This window comes from Allobosea sp. OK403 (assembly GCF_900113835.1).
Classification (GTDB): Bacteria; Pseudomonadota; Alphaproteobacteria; order Rhizobiales; family Beijerinckiaceae; genus Allobosea.
On the sequence record NZ_FOQV01000003.1, the window covers coordinates 1 to 17,104 of the forward strand.

General features: G+C 65.8%; 17 protein-coding genes. 8 read left to right on the plus strand and 9 right to left on the minus strand.

Annotation, left to right across the window (positions count from 1 at the left end; genetic code table 11):
* A partial coding sequence (locus BMZ97_RS11365) for a HAMP domain-containing protein (protein ID WP_175525523.1) occupies positions 1-883 on the minus strand: 883 nt, incomplete at its 3' end.
* A 621-nt stretch (positions 884-1,504) separates the two neighbouring features.
* Between BMZ97_RS11365 and BMZ97_RS11370 the strand changes: the two genes are divergently transcribed.
* Entirely contained in the window at positions 1,505-2,248 is a 744-nt protein-coding gene (locus tag BMZ97_RS11370; RefSeq protein WP_092169051.1) for a L,D-transpeptidase, read from the plus strand.
* 205 nt (positions 2,249-2,453) lie between these two features.
* Positions 2,454-3,269 (plus strand): DUF2076 domain-containing protein, encoded by an 816-nt coding sequence (locus BMZ97_RS11375; RefSeq protein ID WP_092171259.1) that lies wholly within the window; start codon positions 2,454-2,456, stop codon positions 3,267-3,269.
* A gap of 98 nt (positions 3,270-3,367) precedes the next feature.
* Here the strand turns inward: BMZ97_RS11375 and BMZ97_RS11380 are convergent, their stop codons facing one another.
* The 3 genes from BMZ97_RS11380 to BMZ97_RS11390 form a co-directional block, all read right to left on the minus strand.
* Positions 3,368-4,159: a L,D-transpeptidase gene (locus tag BMZ97_RS11380; RefSeq protein WP_092169054.1), complete on the minus strand. Its 792-nt coding sequence runs from the start codon at positions 4,157-4,159 to the stop codon at positions 3,368-3,370.
* Positions 4,160-4,320: 161 nt separating this feature from the next.
* Positions 4,321-7,395 (minus strand): autotransporter family protein, encoded by a 3,075-nt coding sequence (locus tag BMZ97_RS11385; protein ID WP_210188245.1) that lies wholly within the window; start codon positions 7,393-7,395, stop codon positions 4,321-4,323.
* Positions 7,396-7,906: 511 nt separating this feature from the next.
* The gene (locus BMZ97_RS11390; RefSeq protein WP_092169060.1) at positions 7,907-9,337 is read right to left on the minus strand and encodes a lipopolysaccharide biosynthesis protein; all 1,431 of its coding nucleotides are present in this window, start codon (positions 9,335-9,337) and stop codon (positions 7,907-7,909) included.
* A 138-nt stretch (positions 9,338-9,475) separates the two neighbouring features.
* Between BMZ97_RS11390 and BMZ97_RS11395 the strand changes: the two genes are divergently transcribed.
* From BMZ97_RS11395 to BMZ97_RS11405, 3 genes are all read left to right on the plus strand, one after another.
* Positions 9,476-10,240 carry a sulfite exporter TauE/SafE family protein gene (locus tag BMZ97_RS11395; protein WP_092169063.1) on the plus strand — a complete coding sequence of 255 codons (765 nt, stop codon included), beginning with the start codon at positions 9,476-9,478 and terminating at the stop codon, positions 10,238-10,240.
* A 177-nt stretch (positions 10,241-10,417) separates the two neighbouring features.
* Positions 10,418-10,921, plus strand: coding sequence for a GNAT family N-acetyltransferase (locus tag BMZ97_RS11400; protein ID WP_092169066.1), 504 nt, complete (start codon positions 10,418-10,420; stop codon positions 10,919-10,921).
* Positions 10,918-11,760 (plus strand): DMT family transporter, encoded by an 843-nt coding sequence (locus tag BMZ97_RS11405; RefSeq protein ID WP_092169069.1) that lies wholly within the window; start codon positions 10,918-10,920, stop codon positions 11,758-11,760. The genes BMZ97_RS11400 and BMZ97_RS11405 overlap by 4 nt, the downstream gene beginning before the upstream one ends.
* A gap of 159 nt (positions 11,761-11,919) precedes the next feature.
* On the opposite strand, the gene BMZ97_RS11410 is transcribed toward BMZ97_RS11405, so the two are convergent.
* Positions 11,920-12,777: a LysR family transcriptional regulator gene (locus BMZ97_RS11410; RefSeq protein WP_092171262.1), complete on the minus strand. Its 858-nt coding sequence runs from the start codon at positions 12,775-12,777 to the stop codon at positions 11,920-11,922.
* 125 nt (positions 12,778-12,902) lie between these two features.
* Here BMZ97_RS11410 and BMZ97_RS11415 point away from each other — a divergent pair, with 125 nt between their 5' ends.
* A complete protein-coding gene (locus tag BMZ97_RS11415; protein ID WP_092169072.1) occupies positions 12,903-13,361 on the plus strand; it encodes a DUF3237 domain-containing protein in 459 nt (152 codons plus the stop codon).
* A gap of 232 nt (positions 13,362-13,593) precedes the next feature.
* Here BMZ97_RS11415 and BMZ97_RS11420 read toward each other — a convergent pair whose 3' ends face one another.
* Together BMZ97_RS11420 and BMZ97_RS11425 are read right to left on the minus strand one after the other, a co-directional pair.
* Complete coding sequence (locus BMZ97_RS11420) at positions 13,594-13,968, minus strand: VOC family protein (protein ID WP_092169075.1); 375 nt, start codon at positions 13,966-13,968, stop codon at positions 13,594-13,596.
* Positions 13,969-13,991: 23 nt separating this feature from the next.
* Entirely contained in the window at positions 13,992-14,492 is a 501-nt protein-coding gene (locus tag BMZ97_RS11425) for a hypothetical protein (protein ID WP_244546363.1), read from the minus strand.
* A gap of 84 nt (positions 14,493-14,576) precedes the next feature.
* Between BMZ97_RS11425 and BMZ97_RS11430 the strand changes: the two genes are divergently transcribed.
* A complete protein-coding gene (locus BMZ97_RS11430) occupies positions 14,577-15,431 on the plus strand; it encodes a helix-turn-helix domain-containing protein (RefSeq protein WP_092169078.1) in 855 nt (284 codons plus the stop codon).
* Here the strand turns inward: BMZ97_RS11430 and BMZ97_RS11435 are convergent, their stop codons facing one another.
* Both BMZ97_RS11435 and BMZ97_RS11440 read right to left on the minus strand, forming a co-directional pair.
* Positions 15,432-15,911, minus strand: a complete 480-nt coding sequence (locus BMZ97_RS11435; protein ID WP_092169081.1) for a PaaI family thioesterase — start codon at positions 15,909-15,911, stop codon at positions 15,432-15,434.
* Positions 15,912-15,977: 66 nt separating this feature from the next.
* Positions 15,978-16,433 carry a MarR family winged helix-turn-helix transcriptional regulator gene (locus BMZ97_RS11440; RefSeq protein WP_092169084.1) on the minus strand — a complete coding sequence of 152 codons (456 nt, stop codon included), beginning with the start codon at positions 16,431-16,433 and terminating at the stop codon, positions 15,978-15,980.
* 340 nt (positions 16,434-16,773) lie between these two features.
* On the opposite strand from BMZ97_RS11440, the gene groES reads away from it, so the two are divergent.
* A complete protein-coding gene (gene groES, locus BMZ97_RS11445) occupies positions 16,774-17,061 on the plus strand; it encodes a co-chaperone GroES (protein ID WP_069690314.1) in 288 nt (95 codons plus the stop codon).
* Positions 17,062-17,104 lie beyond the last annotated feature (43 nt).

Here is a 17,104-nt window from a genome sequence, read left to right on the forward strand (position 1 = left end):
CCGACGCCGCAGCCGCGACGACCTCGCCGACATCCGTCACCACAGCTTCCATCGACTGCGCCCGCGCCAGGCGAGCGGCCGAAGCTGCGCGTTCCTGCTCCTGAAGCATCGCGACCTGCTCGGTGCTCTCGCGCAGCACTGAAACCGCGCGCGCCATCGCCCCGATCTCGTCCTGGCGCACAACATGCGGCACATCGACCTTGGTGTCGCCAGCGGTCAGGCGCTGCATGACACCGCTTAGGTCAACCAGCGGCCGTGTGATCGAGCGTTGCGCGAAGAGCAATGCCGCGGCCAGTGAGGCCAGCAGCGCCGACAGCAGCACGGTCGGCAGGATCCATTGCACCTGCTTCGTAAAGGCATCGGCCTCTTGTCCGAGCGCATTGCCGGCTGTCTCATTCTGCGTGCCGAAGGCGACGAGAACATCGTTCAGCGCCTTGCGGTTGGCGCGGTTGAGTTCGTTATTGCCCTGGGCATTCGCCGCCGTCGTCGAGACCTCTCGGCCAAGGCGGACGGTCTCCGAGCGGAAGGTGATGAATTCGCTGATCGCCTTTTCGATCTGCGCCACACGCGCATCTGCGGGAGCAAGCCTCCTCAGATCGACAGTCATCCTACGCAACTGCTCAAAGCGGCTCTCGATGCCCTTGGCGTAAGGCTCAGCCTCCGCCGCCGTCTTCGACATGTAGATGCCGCGTGACTCCATCACCACACCGGTGACGAGGCCGTTGAGCCGCTCGGTCAGCAGCGCGATGTCGCCCTGCACGCTCGAGCGCTGGTTGAGATCATTGGCCCGCGACAATGCGTAGAGGCTGAGCCCGGCCGAGACGATGGCGCCCGCGGCGACGATCGCCAGCATCGCGACGATCTTGATGCGAATGGACTTCAAGGACCCGGCCTCCCCGGCCTGTTGTCCCGCTGAATCGGGGCGCATCTCTGGCGCATCTGACCCAGCCGGGTTTTTGAGATGGTTAGGCATCGGCATGGTCGCTGCCGCAATGCGTCCAGGAGATCCGAGCCATGCGCGACCCGCCGCCTCTGTGGCGGAAGCCGGAGCATCGATCGTCGCCGTGACGTTGCGACATCCTGATTCGCGATGAAATCGCTAAACAAATGCTTAAAATTCAAGCTTCTCGGCCTGTTCGAAACCTGATGAGCTAATTTGCGGACCGTGTTTTCTCGCTATGGTTGTATATTGCTTTGAATAACACGCATAGAGATTGCAATTGTTGCCGATTCGTCACAGCTTGTGTCTGCCACAATTTCGCCACGCACTGTTCACCCCACGGCCATCTCGCACACCTTGAAAGAGGCATCGGGGTATGGCGTGGAACTTGCGCGTCGCTCCTAGATCACGTCGCATTCGGACGGCTCCGTCCGAATGCGGAAAAACGTGATCGATTCTAAAAGTTTAGAGCATTGCTCACGCGGAAAACCGGTACCCACTTTTTCGCGCAATGCTCTAGGTTTCCGCCGCCGCCCGCCAGCTTCACGCATCGAGCCCCCATCCATGTCCTCCGCGCCCTCCGCCTTTGCCAGCCTCCCCCTGAAGCGCCTTGCGGCGCTGCTGATGCCTCTTCTGCTCGCGGCCTGCGTGAGCACGCGGCAAGAGCCCTTCGAGGCGGCGCACGCACCTGGCGTCAGCCCCGAATACCTCGCCATGTATGGCGAACAGCCCGATGAGACCTATCCGCTGCCGGCGACCGATGTTTCGGAGGTCGACCCGAAGTTCCTGCGCCAGGAAGTGTCCTACCCGACACGCGAGCGGCCCGGCACCATCGTCGTCGATACCGACAACCGCTTCCTCTATCTCGTCCGCGAGAACGGCCGCGCCATCCGCTACGGCATCGGCGTCGGCAAGCAGGGCATGTCCTGGCGCGGGCGCGCCACCGTCGGCCGCAAGGGAACATGGCCGCGCTGGACCCCGACGCCTGCGATGATCGCGCGCGATCCCCAGAAGAACGGCCCCTGGGCCGGCGGCATGCAGGCCGGCCTCGACAACCCGCTCGGCGCACGCGCGCTCTATCTCTACCAGGGCGACCGCGACACGATGTACCGCATCCACGGCACCTCGGAGCCCTGGTCGATCGGCCAGTCGGTCTCCAGCGGCTGCATCCGGATGTTCAACCAGGACATCATCGACCTGCACAGCCGGGTGCCGACCGGGACGACCGTCGTCGTGCTGAACCGCGGCACCTTACTGACGCCGGCTCCGGGCGAGAACTTCGACGAGTTCACCTCCGACACGATGTGAGGCCAGGGTACTGTCCGATCCAACCGGATCGGACAGTACCCTCGGACTTCGCTTCGACGCGCTTTCTTCACGTGAACCGGTATCCACGTCGCTCGAAAGCGCATTAGCTGACGGTTCAGGGGCACCGCCTTGATACCGTCACACGCACCCACCACCTCTTGATGCGGCGGCGCGACCGCGCCGCCCAGAACGAGAGGAGATGACGATGACGCCGCAAGAACGCGACGTGATCGCCGGGATTTTCGACCGCCTGAAACAGGCGGCCAACCAGCCCCGCGACCCCGAGGCTGAGCGCTTCATCTCAGAGCGCCTGCGCGAGCAGCCCTATGCGCCCTACGCCATGGCGCAAGCGGTCTATGTGCAGGAACAAGCGCTGACCAACCTGCAGGCGCAGGTCGAGGATCTGCAGGCACAAATCCGCGATCTGCAGAGCCGGCCGGCCGAGCCCGCCCCCCAATCCGGCGGCTTCCTGTCAGGCATCTTCGGCGGCGCGCCACGCGCTCCCGAGCCGCAGCGCCCGGGCTCGGTGCCTGCCTTCCCGCAACGCTCGATGGGGCAACCCTCCCCGGCCTGGAACAGCCCCCAGCCCGGCGCGATGCAGGCTGCTCCGATGCAGGCGCCCCAGCCGGGCCCCTGGGCCGGCCAGGCGGCTGCGCCCCAGGCGCCAGCCGGCGGCGGCTTCATGGCCAGCGCGCTCACGACTGCAGCCGGCGTCGCCGGCGGCATGGTGCTCGGCAATGTCCTGACCAATGCCTTCGGCGGTCATGGCGGCGGCGCGGGAGCGGCCAAGGCGGCCGATCTGGGCTCGATCTCGGACAGCGCCAAGTTCAACCCGCCGACGCCCGACGCCACCAAGAACAACGACGCCGCCAGCACCCAGAATGCCGGCGACAACGCGAACTACAATGACGGCTCGTCCGACCCGGCGAACTACCAGAACGCCAACGCCGACGCGCCGGCCGATGATGGCTATGACGACGGCTCCAGCTCCGCCGGGGACGACGACGATAGCTGGACCTGATCGCGCGCCGCTCTTCAGCAGCGCCGACAAACACGAAACCCGCCCGGTTCGCTCCGGGCGGGCTTCTGCGTTTTCCTAGCCCTCGAAGGCAGCGCGCCTCAGATCACCAGCACCTTCGCGCCGACGCGGACGCGCTCATAGAGGTCGGTGACATCGTCATTGGTCATGCGGATGCAGCCCGAGGAGACCGCCTGGCCGATCGTATACGGCTCGTTGGTGCCGTGGATGCGGTAGAGCGAGGAGCCGAGATACATGGCGCGCGCGCCCAGCGGGTTCTCAGGCCCGCCTTGCATGAAGCGCGGCAGGTCGGGGCGGCGCTTCAGCATCTCGGCCGGCGGCGTCCAGCTCGGCCATTCCGCCTTGCGGCTGACCGTCTTCATGCCCGCCCAGGAAAAGCCGGGGCGGCCGACGCCGATGCCGTAGCGTAAGGCGCGCCCACCCGGCTGGACCAGGAAGAGGAAGCGCTGCGGCGTGTCGATGATGATCGTGCCGGGCTTCTGCGGGCCGTCATAGGCGACCTCCTGCTTGCGGAAGCGCGGATCGATGACGCGCTCGATCGGGCGCTCCACCTCGACGGGCTCGCCGAGCGCGGCCATGCGGCGGCCGGGCGCGCGCGGCTGGGCCGCAGGCTCGAAGGGATCGGCCGCAGGCTCGGCGCTGCGCCCATAGGTGGCGTAGGCGCCTGGGCGATTATAGACCGCCCCGCCCCGGGCCATCGGCGTCGGGTCGCGGCCGGTCATCAGCATCTCGATGAAACCGCCGCCGTAACTGCTCCGCCCCGAGGAGGCGGTCGCCATCGGATCGCCCGGCAGCGGCTGGGCATAGTTCTGGGCCAGGGCCGGCCCGCTCAGCACAAGGGCGGCGAGCGGCAGGAGAAGGACTGGACGCATGACGCAACTCTCTCGACATCAATCTGCCGGAGAGCCTGCCGAGCGGCAGGAGAAGGAATGGTGAATCGTTGACTCTGCGGCGCGCGACAGGCGGTTAATCCCGCCAATTCAACGAATTAACCTTAGCGATCCGGCAAGGGACAGGGTGAACGAAGCGTTGCTCACCAGGTCACGCGCAGACCGAGATTGCCCTGCACCGAGCGCCGGTCCTTGCCGCCCAGCGCGATGGTGTAGCCGCCCGCGGCGTAAAGGCTCACCGCCGACGACAATTTGGCGATGACACCGCCGCCGATCTCGAGCGAGGTGCCGCCGAATTTGGTCGGGATGACGTCGGCCGTATCGAAGGTGATTTTGTCGGTCCTCTCGAAATTGTGCCAGAGATTGAGGTTGAGATAGGGCTGCCACTGCACGGAGCCGGCCTGGAACGCGCCCTGCAGGCGCGCCCCGACCCGGCCGGTGACGGCGTCGCTGGCACTGAGGGCCAGGCTAGCGAAGCGGTCCTGCACCGTCCCCAGCGAGAGATGCTGCCAGATCAGTTGCGCCTGCGGCTCCAGCGTCCAGCCCGTCCAAAGCCCGATCGGATAGCCGCCCTCCAGGGAGGCCGTCACGGCGCTGCCGTCGAGTTTCCCAACAACGCCGCGGTTCGAGCGCCCGTCGCCATCGACCCAGCTATGCATCAGCACCGCGTCCAGATACCAGCCGGAGGGGCCCAGATGCGTCCAGTAGGCGCCCAGGCTGTTGGCGTCGAGAACGAGCTTGCCGACCGGATTGCGCAACTGGCCAAGCGCGAAGCCACGCACATCGCCGTCAGTGCGGCCATAGCCGTAGAACAGGCCGAACCTGTCGCGATGGCCGCTCGGCCGATCGATGCCGTAGAGGTCGAGCCCGGCCTGCAAGCCCCAGATCCGGCCATCGAACTCCGGATCGACCGTGCCGGACCAGCGCTGGTTCGTGCGCTCGCCGAAAACGCGGCCCCAGCCCGCCGGCATGCTGCCCTCGCCCGAGAGCAGCCCCTGCTCGCCCTGGCGCTTGTGGAAGGTGCCCAAAGTCGCCAGCCCGAGCTGGCGCACCATGGCCGGCATGGCGGCATAGATTGGAACCTCGACACGGTAGAGCGGCACGGGCGCCGAACCCGCCGGAGGAGCAGGCGGAAGCGGCGGGGAGCCCGATGCCGCAACCGGCGGCGGCTCGCCGGCGGAGGCTGCGACGACGGCGTTTCGCAGATACCAGTTATTGGCGGTGCCTGGAGCCGTGCCGCCATGGAACAGCAGGTACTCATAGGCACCTGCCGCCACCGGCCCGGCGAGCGAGAAGGCGCCCGCGCCCGTCGTGCCGCCATTGACGGCATCGACGACCAGGATGCCGCTGCCCGCCGTCAGGGCGCCGGGCCCGCCGACATTGCTGATCTGCAAGGCGGAGCTGCCGCTCGCGGTTCCGCCGTTGATCACAAGCCTGTCCGAGGGCGAGCCGTCGCTGCCGAGGAAGGTGTTGAGGGCGAGCTGGCCGTTCTGACCGACATAGCTGGAGACGACCAGCCTGTTGCCGATGCCGGTTCCACCGAGCTGCGCGAGCCCTGCATTGGTCAAGGTGCCGACAATGGTGAAATCGCCCTTCGCACCGCCGGCGAAAGCGGCGACCGTATCGGCGACCGCAATCGTGCCGGCGTTCGTGACGGCGCCCGTGACCGTGCCATAGCCGCCCAGCGTCGCCCCTGCCGCCACCGCGACCGGACCACCGCCGGAGAGCGCCGCCAGCGGGCTGCCTGCATTGCCGACAGCCAGCGTGCCCGCGCCGACCGTGGTCCCACCGCTATAGCTGTTGTTCGCCGTCAGCACGGTCGTGCCCGTGCCGAGCTGGGTGAGCGCGCCTGTGCCGGAGACGGTTCCGGGGAAGGTCACGATGTCGGACCGATTGAAGGCCAATGTACCGTTGTTGACGACATCGCCCAAAATGCTGCCCGTGGTGCCGCCGATGCCGAGCTGCAGCGTGCCCTGCGTGATGGTCGTGCCGCCGGTATAGCTGTTCGTATTGCTCAGGCTCAGCGTGCCGGCCTCGGTCTTCTCGAGCGCACCCGTTCCCGAAATGACGCCCGCATAGGTTCCCGCATCCGGCTGGGAGAAGCGCACCAGGCCGTTATTGGTCACGGTCGGCGTCATGCTCTGGGCCCGGCCTTCGAGCGTGCCGGCAGGGTCGACGATCATCTGGCCGGCATAGGCCGAATTGTCGCCGGTGAGCCGCAAGGTGCCCTGCTGCACGGTTGCGACCTGAATATCGGTAAGCGACCCGCTCAGGGTCCAGGTTCCGGCGTCGGTCTTGGTCAGGAATTCGAAGCCGGTGACGAGGCTGGCATTGAGCGAGGACAGGCCAGCCCCGCCAAGCGTGATCGTGTCGATGCCGTCGCCACCCATGATGCGCTGCGTGGCCGGCAGGTTCAGGTCGCGCAGCGTCGCGCTGTCATTGCCGGGCCCCATATCGACGAAGCCGCCGATCGTGCCGCCGCCGGCCCAGATGAAGACATCGTCGCCGGTGCTCATCAGAATATTACCGCCGATCGCGCCGCCGGTCACGGTGACGCTGTCGGTTCCGCCGCTGACGCTGATATTGCCGCCAATGCTGCCGCCGGAAATCGTGATGGTGTCGTTGCCGAAGCCGGTCACCAGATTGCCGATGATCGTTCCGCCCGACATGTTGAAGATGTTGTTGTCGAGCTTCATGTCGACGCGCCCGATGCTGCCGCCGGTCATGGTGGCGACGTCGCCATCCTCGAAGGCGCCGACGATCGTTCCTCCCGACATGACGAAGATATCGCGCCCGTCGCCCTGCTGCAGCGACTGGATCTGACCGCCGGTCATGATGAAGGTGTCGATACCGGCGCCTTGCTGGACCGCGCCGTTGACCGTGCCCGCATTGATCTCGAACCGATCGGCGCCCGGCCCTGTCGTCACGCCTCCGGTGATCAGGACAGTGCTGCCCAGCGAGAGGGTGATGTTGGAGATGCCAGCCGGGTCGGTGTTGGTGTAGCTCGCGATGGTGCCGCCGAGCAGCGTCACCGTCTTGGTTCCCGCCCCGCCGGTGATGCCACCGCTGAGGGTGCCGGCAGTGACGGTCAGGCTATCGTTGCCGGCCTGGAGATTGAGCGGCGCAACCGTCGGGTCGGGCGGCGTCGCGTCGCAGACGACGACATCGTTGCCGGCGGAGGTCGGTCCGCATCCGGCCCAGACGGTATCGGTCGCCATGAAAAGGCCGAGAGCGGAGGTTGTCGACAGGATCCAATCGCGGTGGCGCCAGCCCATGGCAGTACCATCTCCCTAACGATTATTCCGTCGTCCTCCGATCGTTCCGTAGTCTCGCTTGCCCTGTTGCAGCCGCGCGAATTGAGCCCCTCGGCACCTCGACGTGCCGCACCAGATGTCGGGACCACGGGATGAAGGTCGACAGCTTATTGTTTCTCAATGTTACTGAGATTAGCATCGACGTCTAGTTTGATTCCAAATTTCCGCGAGTACCGTAAGGTTTTCTCAGAAATGAATCCATTACACTCGCCGCGATAAGGCGAAATTATCCTGATTTTTGTCGGACTAAGTATACTTTCTAAAAACAAATGCCTATTGTAGCTCGTTAATTACATAAAATTTTCGCGTTAACCGAAAAGTCATTGAAATTAGTCGAAATCTTCTCTGGATTGCAACGTACAACGCCACGTTGCGCTGCCCGCTTCGCTCTCGCCTCAAGCGGCTACGAGGTGTCTCAGCTGCGCCCGATTCGCCGGGTCATCCACCAGAGCCGCGCCGTCGTGCGGCAGCGCGCGACATCGCAGGTCAGGATGAGCGCGCCATAGACCGCGACGCCGATGGAGATCTGCAAGGCCAGCTCGACCGGAGCGGAGAATTGCCGTCGCAACGGCCAGATCACGGCCGCCATCACAGCAGCCGCCAGCACGACCAGGGCGCAATCGCGCAGAGGCGGCAAAACCGGCAGCGCACGCAAGGCCGCCGTCGCCATCACCGCGAGCACGACCAGGAAGGCCGCCGTCTGGCCGAAGGCGTAGGCCGCGGGCCCCAGCGTCGACGCCAGGCCGAGCCCGAGCGCGAGATTGACGCCAAGCCCGAGCAGCGCGGCAAGCGTTGCGATGCCGGTGCGCTTGCCGATCAGGAAGACCGGATAGAGGGCGGCCTGGAAGATCGTGATCGCCGCGAAGCCCGGGATCAGGATCGCCATATAGTTGGCGAAACGGCCCTGGAAGCTCGGCGGCACGATCAAGCGGTCGAAGGCCGGCAGCACCATCCATAGCCCGACAGCGATGGGCAAGGCGACCATCAGCACGAGCAGGATGTTCTTGGCGATGCGCTTTTGCGCAGCGATCCGGCCGCGCGTCTCGTCGAGGCGGATGATCTCGCGCAGCAGTACGATTTCGAGCGTCGCCCCCAGCGTCCCGAACAAGCGCAAGCCCATATCGGAGGCGAGCGAGAAATAGCCGGCCTCGGCATAGCCCTGCGCATCGGCCAGCAGCGAGCGGTTGAGCAGCGGGATCAAGGAATAGATCGCATTGCCCGCCACGAGCGGCAGCGCGTAGACGAAGAAGCTCCAGGCGACGTCCTTGCGCGCGGCAGCCAGCGAGAGCGGCGCATCGGCAAGCGCGCGCCGCACCGCCAGGAGCGAGACCGCGGCGCTGAATAGGCCGCCGAGCAGCACGACCGTCGGATCCCGCGTCAGCCAGGCCCCGCCGACCATCAGGATCAGCGCCATGATGTTCTTGACGATGATCAACCGGGCATAGGCGGCGTCGAGGAAGCGGGCCCGGGCGATCGCCCCGTGATAGTCGAACAGCCCCGCCCCGATTCCGGCCAGCACAGCGGCCGAGAGCAGCATCGCGGGCAATTTGAAGTCGATGCCGACGGCGACGGCGACGACGAGCAGGCCACAAAGCGAGATGCAGATGCCCGCGACCAGGAGGTCGAGCGTCGCGCGGATCTCGGGCTGGGTCTCGCGCGTCGTCAGCGAATAGAAACGCAGGGCCGATATCCTCAGCCAGTCGAGCAGCGCCGTATTGACCAGCACGATGATGGCCGCGCCTATGGCGTAACGGCCGAACTCGGCCGGGCCGAGGAAGAAGGCGATGAGCAGACCGAGGACGAAGTTCAGCCCGGCATTGATGACGAAGGGCAGCAGGACGGTCATGTCGTCTCGGTCTCGGCGCCAATGCGGCAAGGGTCCCTCGACTCAGGCGAAAACCGGAATCGTGCCGTCTCACTGGCCTAACTGGCTGGGTGCGGTTTTCCAAGCGGGAGCAGCGCAGCGAGACCTCGAGTCCGCCTGATGCCGAGCGAACCGCTGTTTTATCTCGTCGGCTGGGCGACGACGCTCGTCATCGCCATCGGCAAGAGCGCCTTTGGCGGCGGGCTCGCCATTCTCGGCATTCCGTTGCTGGCGATCGTTACCGAGCCGCTCGATGCCGCGATCATGGTCGCCATGCTGGTCTCGCTAATGGACATGATGGCGCTGCGCAGCTTCGGCGCCTCGACCTGGTCGAAGCCCGATCTCGCCTGGCTCCTGCCCGGCCTCGTTGTCGGGATCGGCATCGGCTATCTCGTCTTCGTCCGGATCGATCCGCGCATCGTCACGCTTGTAATCGGGCTGACGACGCTCGCCTTCACTGCGCAATGGTTCCTGAAGGGGCGGCTTGCGGCTCCTGGCTCCCGTCCGGTCTCGGGCAAGCTCGCTTTGCTCGCCGGCACGGCCTCGGGCTTCACCACCTTCGTCGCGCATGCGGGCGGGCCGCCGGTCGCGATGTATCTGCTCGGGCGTGGCCTGCCCAAGAGCACGCTGGTGGGCACGACCATCGCGCTCTTCACGCTCGGCAACTGGCTGAAGCTGCCGCCCTATTTCGCGCTCGGGCTGAAGCATACTGAGGCCTTGTGGGGGGCGCTCGCACTCGCGCCGGCCGTGCCGGTCGGCATCTGGCTCGGGCATGTCGTGCATCGCAAGCTCGACCAGAAGACGCTGTTCATCTGGTGCTATGGCCTGCTGGCGGTCGCCGCCGCGAAGCTCTCGGTCGACGCGGCGCTCGCGCTGTTGCGCTGAGGGAATGCGGACTTGCGGAACTGCACACTCGATCACGTCGGATTCGGACGATAGCGTCCGAATGCGAAAAACGTGATCGATTCTAAAAGTTTAGAGCATTGCTTCAGCGAAAAACCGGTACCCACTTTTTCGCGCAATGCTCTATTCGTGCAGCCGCATAAGCCGTAAGCGATCGCCATGACCGCCCTGCTCCCGCCCATCCGCGACGCCCGCGATTCCGACTCCGAGCCGCTCGCCGCCCTCATCGCCGCGAGCTTCGCGGAATATCCGAACTGCTTTTTCGAATGGTCGGAATTCCCCGAACTGCGTGCGCCCGCCAGCCATTTCGCTGGGAAAGGCGGCCGGCTCTGGATCGCCGATGCGCCCGGCGGCGCTATCGCCGGCTCGCTCGGCGTCACGCCCGTGCCGGAGCAGAACGCGGTCGAGATCACCAAGGTCTATGCTGACCCGGCTTTTCGCGGCTCCGGCCTGGCGCAGGTGCTGTTCACCGAGGCGCTGCGCTTCGCGGAGGCCGGCGGCTATGATGAGATGATGCTGTGGTCCGATACGCGCTTCGCGCGCGGCCACCGCTTCTACGAGAAGCTGGGTTTCGTGCGCTGGCCGGCGGCGCGCTATCTCGCCGACGTCTCCGAGACCTGGGAATACCATTTCCGCAAGCGCCTGACCGGCGTCTCGGCATGACGCTTCCGACGGCGCTCCGCGGCATTCTCGGCATCGCGCTGCTCACCGCCATGGATGCGGTGGTCAAAGGGCAGATGCGCGAGCACCCCTTCTTCCCAGCCCTGTTCATGCGCTTCGCCATGGGCAGCCTGTTTGCGCTCATCTTCGTCGCGATCGCCCGCCCGCCGCGCCCAACGCGGGCAAGCGTGATCGGCAATACGATCCGCGTTCCGGTCGTCGTGCTCACCGCCGGCAGCTTCTTCTATTCGGTCTCGCTGCTGCCGCTGGCGGAGGCGCTGACGCTCGCCTTCCTGGCGCCTGTCTTCGTCGCGCTGCTGGGCGCACTCCTGCTCAAGGAAAAGCTCAGCGGACGGGTCTTCCAGGCACTCGGCTTCGGCCTCGCCGGGATGCTCATCATGGTCTGGCCGCGCCTGCAGGGCCATGTCACCAACGCCGAACTCGGTGTCGCGGCCGCCCTGTTCTCGGCCGTGGCCTATGCCTTCAACCTGGTCCTGCTCCGGCGCATCGCGCAGAAGGAGCATCCGGCGATCATCGTGCTGTTCCAGAACGGCGGGCCGGCCTTGTGCCTCGCCATTCCCGCCGCGCTCGCCTTCGTGCCGATGAATTGGGCCGACATCGGGAGCTATGCCCTGGCCGGCGCACTGGGCGTCGGCGGGCATTTGATGCTGGTTTCAGCCTATGCCCGCGCCGAGGCGTCACGTCTCGCGCCGCTCGAATACACCGCGCTGATCTGGGCGAGCCTGCTCGGCTACCTGATGTTCGGCGAGGTGCCGCTGTTCACGACCTTCGCCGGCGCCTTGCTGATCGTCGCGGGCGCGATCGCGGTGAGCCGGAGGTAGGCGCGGAGCGCGCTTCGCCGCCGAAAGGGCTGTGGACGCTCGACGTCTATATCAGCGATCCGCACCTCAACAGGGTCGATGCGAAGCTACCCGATTTCCGCTGAGGTCGGCGGCCATGGCCGCAACTACGGGCAGGCCGCCTCATCTCTCTGGCCGCGATCATGCCGCCTCCCCGGCCTGCTCGCAAAGCCAGGCGCAAAACTGCCGGGGCGCCAGGCGGGGGTCGTCGTTGCGCATCAGCGCAAAATGCCAGGCCGGCCCGCTCAGCACGTATTGAAACGGCGCGATCAACACGCCCTCAGTCAAAAGCGGCCGGAACAGCAAGGGCGACAACAGCGCCACGCCCACGCCCGCCAGCGCCGCGCTGGCGTCCAGCTCGTGCGTCGGGTAATCGACCGCCGCAAAGCGCAGGCCCTGCGGGATCCCGCATTGCGCACCCTTGAACCATTGATCCCAGTCGGGATGCGGCAAAAGGTCGAAGTCAGCCAGCGCCTCCGGTGCACCGAGCGTCCGCGCCCCGAGCAGGGACGGCGCCAGCATCGGCGTCACTTCAACCGGCGCGAGCCGATATTCTTCAAGCCCCGCCCATCCGCCGCGGCCAGTTCTTATGGCGACGTCGAACGCGCCAGCGTCGCGAATATCCGCGGAAACGTCGACCTCGATTACAGGCGCTCCCGGCACTGGATGGCGCGCCAGACGCGGCGCAAGCCAACGTGATGCGAATGTCGGCGGCGCTGTGAGTCTGAGCGGTGGCGTCGCCGCCTGAAATTCATCGAGCGCGCCGGCAATTCCATCCAGCGCCTTGCGGACGTGGCTTGCCAGCACAGAGGCGGCGACCGTCGGGACCACCCGCCGCCCAGCACGCGTGAAAAGCGGCTGGCCGAGTTCGGACTCCAGCGTACGCATGCGCAGGCTGACCGCCGCCGGCGTCAGATACAGGCGCTCGGCCGCGCGCGCGAAGCTCCGGGCGGAGACACAGGCTTCCAATACTCGCAGAGATTCCAGGGAGGGCCGCATGATCAGCTTCTTCACATGACCAGGATCTCTACTGATCAGTTTCCCTTGTGACGACGACAAGCAAAGCTCGTTTTCGAGGCAGGACGCCTTGGCTCAGGGTGGGGGGCAAGAATAGGAGCTTGGTCATGTCCCTGCAATCTCGACACCTGTTTACACTCCTGATCACCCTGCACCCGCCGCTGGATCTAGGCCGGACGCCGGCCGGCGACCGACGCATCTTTCCCGTCTCGGGTGGACACTTCCGCGGAGAGCGCCTGAACGGCGCGGTATCACCGATGATCGGCTCCGATCTCCTGCTTGCTCGCGCCGATGGCACATTTCAGCAAGACGTCAGGCTTCTGCTGGTCGCCGATGACGGGGGTCTCATCCTCATGACCTATCGCGGCGTCAGGCGCGCGCCGCAGGCCGTCGACGAACGTCTGGGTCGCGGTGAAACGGTCGACGCTTCCGAGTATTATCTGCGCACGACGCCGTACTTCGAGACCGCCGCGCCTGCGCACGCATGGCTCAACGGGATTGTCGCGGTCGCGATGGGCGGACGATGTCCGGGCGGCGTCGAATACCAGGTCTTCGAAGTGCTCTAAACCTTAGTGTCTTCGCCGCTCCAGCGCGTTGCGAGCAAGTTCTTCGGAATCGTCATCGGTGACGATCGCGTTGAATCCATGCGCCTTCGATGCGTCCGGCACGCTCATGACCGGCGTCGATCTCATGCGAGGGCGGGTTGAAACCATATCGCTCGCGTCTCGAACGCTCATTGATCATGACCGCAGCGGACGCGATCTCGACCAGCCGGCGCTGACGCCGACGGCCTCGATCTCAGGCGGCGCCGCAATAGGCCTCGATGCGATAGCCATCCGGGTCGACCACGAAAGCCGCATAGTAATCGGGACCATAGGCTTCCCGCAGGCCGGGCCGGCCGTTATCGGCTCCGCCCTGAGCGATCGCGGCGGCATGGAACGCATCCACGCTCTGCCGCGTCGGCGCGACGAAGCAGAAATGCAGGTTCGAGCCGGGATCGGGCGGCACCGGCTTCGCGACCGCTCCGAGCCAGAAGGCGACGGCGTCCCGGCCATAACCCAGCGAGGCCTCGTCCTCGCTCAGGCAGCGATAGCCGAGCGCACCGAGCGCGGCATCGTAGAAGCGCTTCGAGCGGGCGATCTCGCCGACGCCGATGGAAACATGATCGAGCATGGTCGTCTCCCTTTCAGAGTGGGTCAGGGTGTCGTACGGCGCGCCTGAAAATCGGCCTGCAGCCTCCAGCTCACACCGTCATCGGGCGAAGTTTCGCCAAGCCAACGAAAGGAATCGCGTGTGATCTCGGTAAAGCGCCAGCGTATCGCGACACCGTCCCCGGTCTTGCCGTGCTGGACGATGTCGCGGCCTTCGGCACGGCCGATCTGGCGCGTGTAATATTGCTTCAGCGGGTCGCTCCAAAGGATGTGCCAGGCATCGAGCGCAGGGTCGTAGATCCGCAGCGTCGTACCGTGGAAGAAGCCGGGCAGGATCCAGACATCCTGGATCGCGCGTCCCTCCAGAACCCAACCGAAGCCGATACTTCCCTTGGCCTCGTGCCGGGCGCCATCATCGGCATGAATGACGGCATCCATCGTCCAGGCACCGATGAGCCAACCATAGAGCGCCATCCCGCCGACCCTGTCAGGCGCGGGCGCATCCGCGTGAAGCATGTCGAGGAAGGGTGCTGACGCTGCTGCCATGTTCGGGCTCCCGCTGAGGGCATATCCCTCGATCTAGAGCCCCCGCCCCTCCCGGCGCTTGGGGAAAATTGCTAAACTGCGGCGATGACTGCGACCTCGCATCTTCTGGCCTCGGGCCCCGGCTGGCGCGTGCAGGACATCATCTGCACCGCTGGGCCCGGCGACCGCGCCTTTGAGGAACAGCACGCGCATTGCTGCATCGCGGCGGTGACGAGCGGCAGCTTCAGCTACCGCTCCAGCCAGGGCGCCGCGCTGCTCGCGCCGGGCGCGCTCCTGCTCGGCAATCAGGGGGCCTGCTTCGAATGCGGCCACGACCATGCGGCCGGCGACCGCTGCCTCGCCTTCCAGTTCGACCCGGCCTATCTGGAAGACATCCTTGCCGGCGTCCCCGGCGTGCGGCAGCTCGCTTTCGCCCGCGCCCATCTGCCGCCCTCACAGGCGCTCGCCGGCCTGATGGCCGAGATCGTAACCAGCGACGGCGGCGCCGCCTATGAGGAGCTCGCCGTCCGGCTGGCCGGCGCGGTGGCGGCAAGGCTTGCAGACGAGCCGCCGGCAACCGCCGCGCCGACGGCGCGCGACGCCTGCCGCATCACCCGGGCCCTGCGATGGATCGAGGCGTGCTCCCAGGAGACGCTGAGCTTGACCGAGCTTGCCCGGGAAGCCGCGATGAGCCGCTATCATTTCCTGCGGACGTTCAAGGCGCTGATCGGCATGACGCCGCATCAGTTCCTGCTCAGGACGCGCCTGCATCGCTCGGCGCTCCTGCTGCGCGGCTCGGAGCATGGGGTCGCGCAGATCGCCTTCGATTGCGGGTTTGGCGATCTCTCGACCTTCAACCGCCACTTCCGCCTGGCAATGGGCACAAGCCCCAGCGCCTATCGCGCGAGCCGGGACCGCCCACCGCATGGATATGCCGACCTGACACGGTTCCGAGTTTAATCAGGCCTTCGCCTTCGCCGGAAAGATCAGGCAGGTCTCGGTGCCGTGCGCGAGCAGCTTGCCGCGCTCGTCGACGAGGCGGCCCTCGGTCGTCGCGACCGTGCCGCCGCGATGGATCAGCTTGCCCTCGCAGCGCAGCGTGCCGCTATCGGGCATGACCGGGCGGACATAGTTGAGCTTCATCTCCAGCGTCGTGTAGCCCTCGCCCAGCTTGAGCGTGGTGTGCGCGGCGCAGGCCATGGCGGAATCGAGGATCGTCGCGGTCCAGCCGCCATGGATCGTGCCGAGCGGATTGAAGAAGCGCACTGAGGGCTTGCCGACGAAGACGACGCGCCCCTCCTCGACCTCGACGAGATCGAGATCCATCGCCTCCGCGATAGGCGGGCCGGGATGGCGGCCCTCGACTATGCCGCGCAGGAAACCGAGCCCGTCCTCGGCGAGCAGCACGTCCCGCGTCACCACCCCGAACTTGCGCGCCATCGCTGTCTCTCACCTATTGTGTACCTACACGTTAAGTGGCTTAAGGATCGCCGGTCAAGCCGCGTCTCAGTCCGCCAGGCGTGCCACGCGGCGCAGCGCCTTCAGCCCCTCGCGGGTTTCGTTCCAGCGTTCCTTGCCGAATCCGCCCTCGATCCGCTCCTGAGCCTGATGCCAATAGGGGATCGCGGCCTCGATCGCCGCCCTGCCCTTTTCGGTGACCGCATAGACCGAGGCGCGGCCCTTGCCCTCCACGGGAACGATCAGCGCCTCGGCCGCCAGCAATTGCAGATTGCGGGTCAGCGAGGTGCGCTCCAGGGCGAAACGCTCGGCCAGTTCGGTGACGGAGCGCCAGGCGCCGGTGCTGAGCGCCGAGAGCAGCACGAACTGCGTGATCTTCAACCCGCTCGGGCGCATCGCCTCGTCATAGGCTCGCGTCACCGCCCGCGCCGTCATGCGCACATGCAGCGCCACGCAGGAGCGGGCGATATCGTCGAGCCGGGGATCGGGCGCAGATGTCGTCATTTCGCCATGCTAGAGCAGGATACGAAAAAGTGGGCACCGGTTTTTCGCATCGATCCTGCTCTAACTTTTTGATGAGAGACGGATTCAGATGCCAGATCGGATCACTTTGTGATCCATCTGACATCATCCGGCTCTAGGTGTTCAACCCGCTTTGCCAGCAAGCCCCCGGCGCCACCTTCGCATTCACTTTATCGCCGGATGATTTCTTGACTCTCCGGGGTGACGCGCCTATCTCCCCGCCATCGGTTAGCACTCGATACCCGAGACTGCTAACAGGTGCCCGTCGCGGGTTCGCCATCGAGCGCCCGCATCGAATTAGATCCAAGAGGAAGACAGAACCATGAAGTTCCGTCCGCTGCATGACCGCGTTGTGGTCCGTCGCCTTGATGGCGAAGAGAAGACCAAGGGTGGCATCATCATCCCCGATACCGCCAAGGAAAAGCCCCAAGAGGGTGAAGTCATCGCCGTCGGCCCGGGCGGCCGCGACGAAGCCGGCAAGCTGACCCCGCTGGACGTCAAGAAGGGCGATCGCGTCCTGTTCGGCAAGTGGTCGGGCACCGAGGTCAAGATCGATGGCCAGGATCTCCTGATCATGAAGGAATCCGACGTCATGGGCGTCATCGGCTGAACGCCAAGCGACCGCCCATCCCCGTTTTCATGTAAGGAGTAGC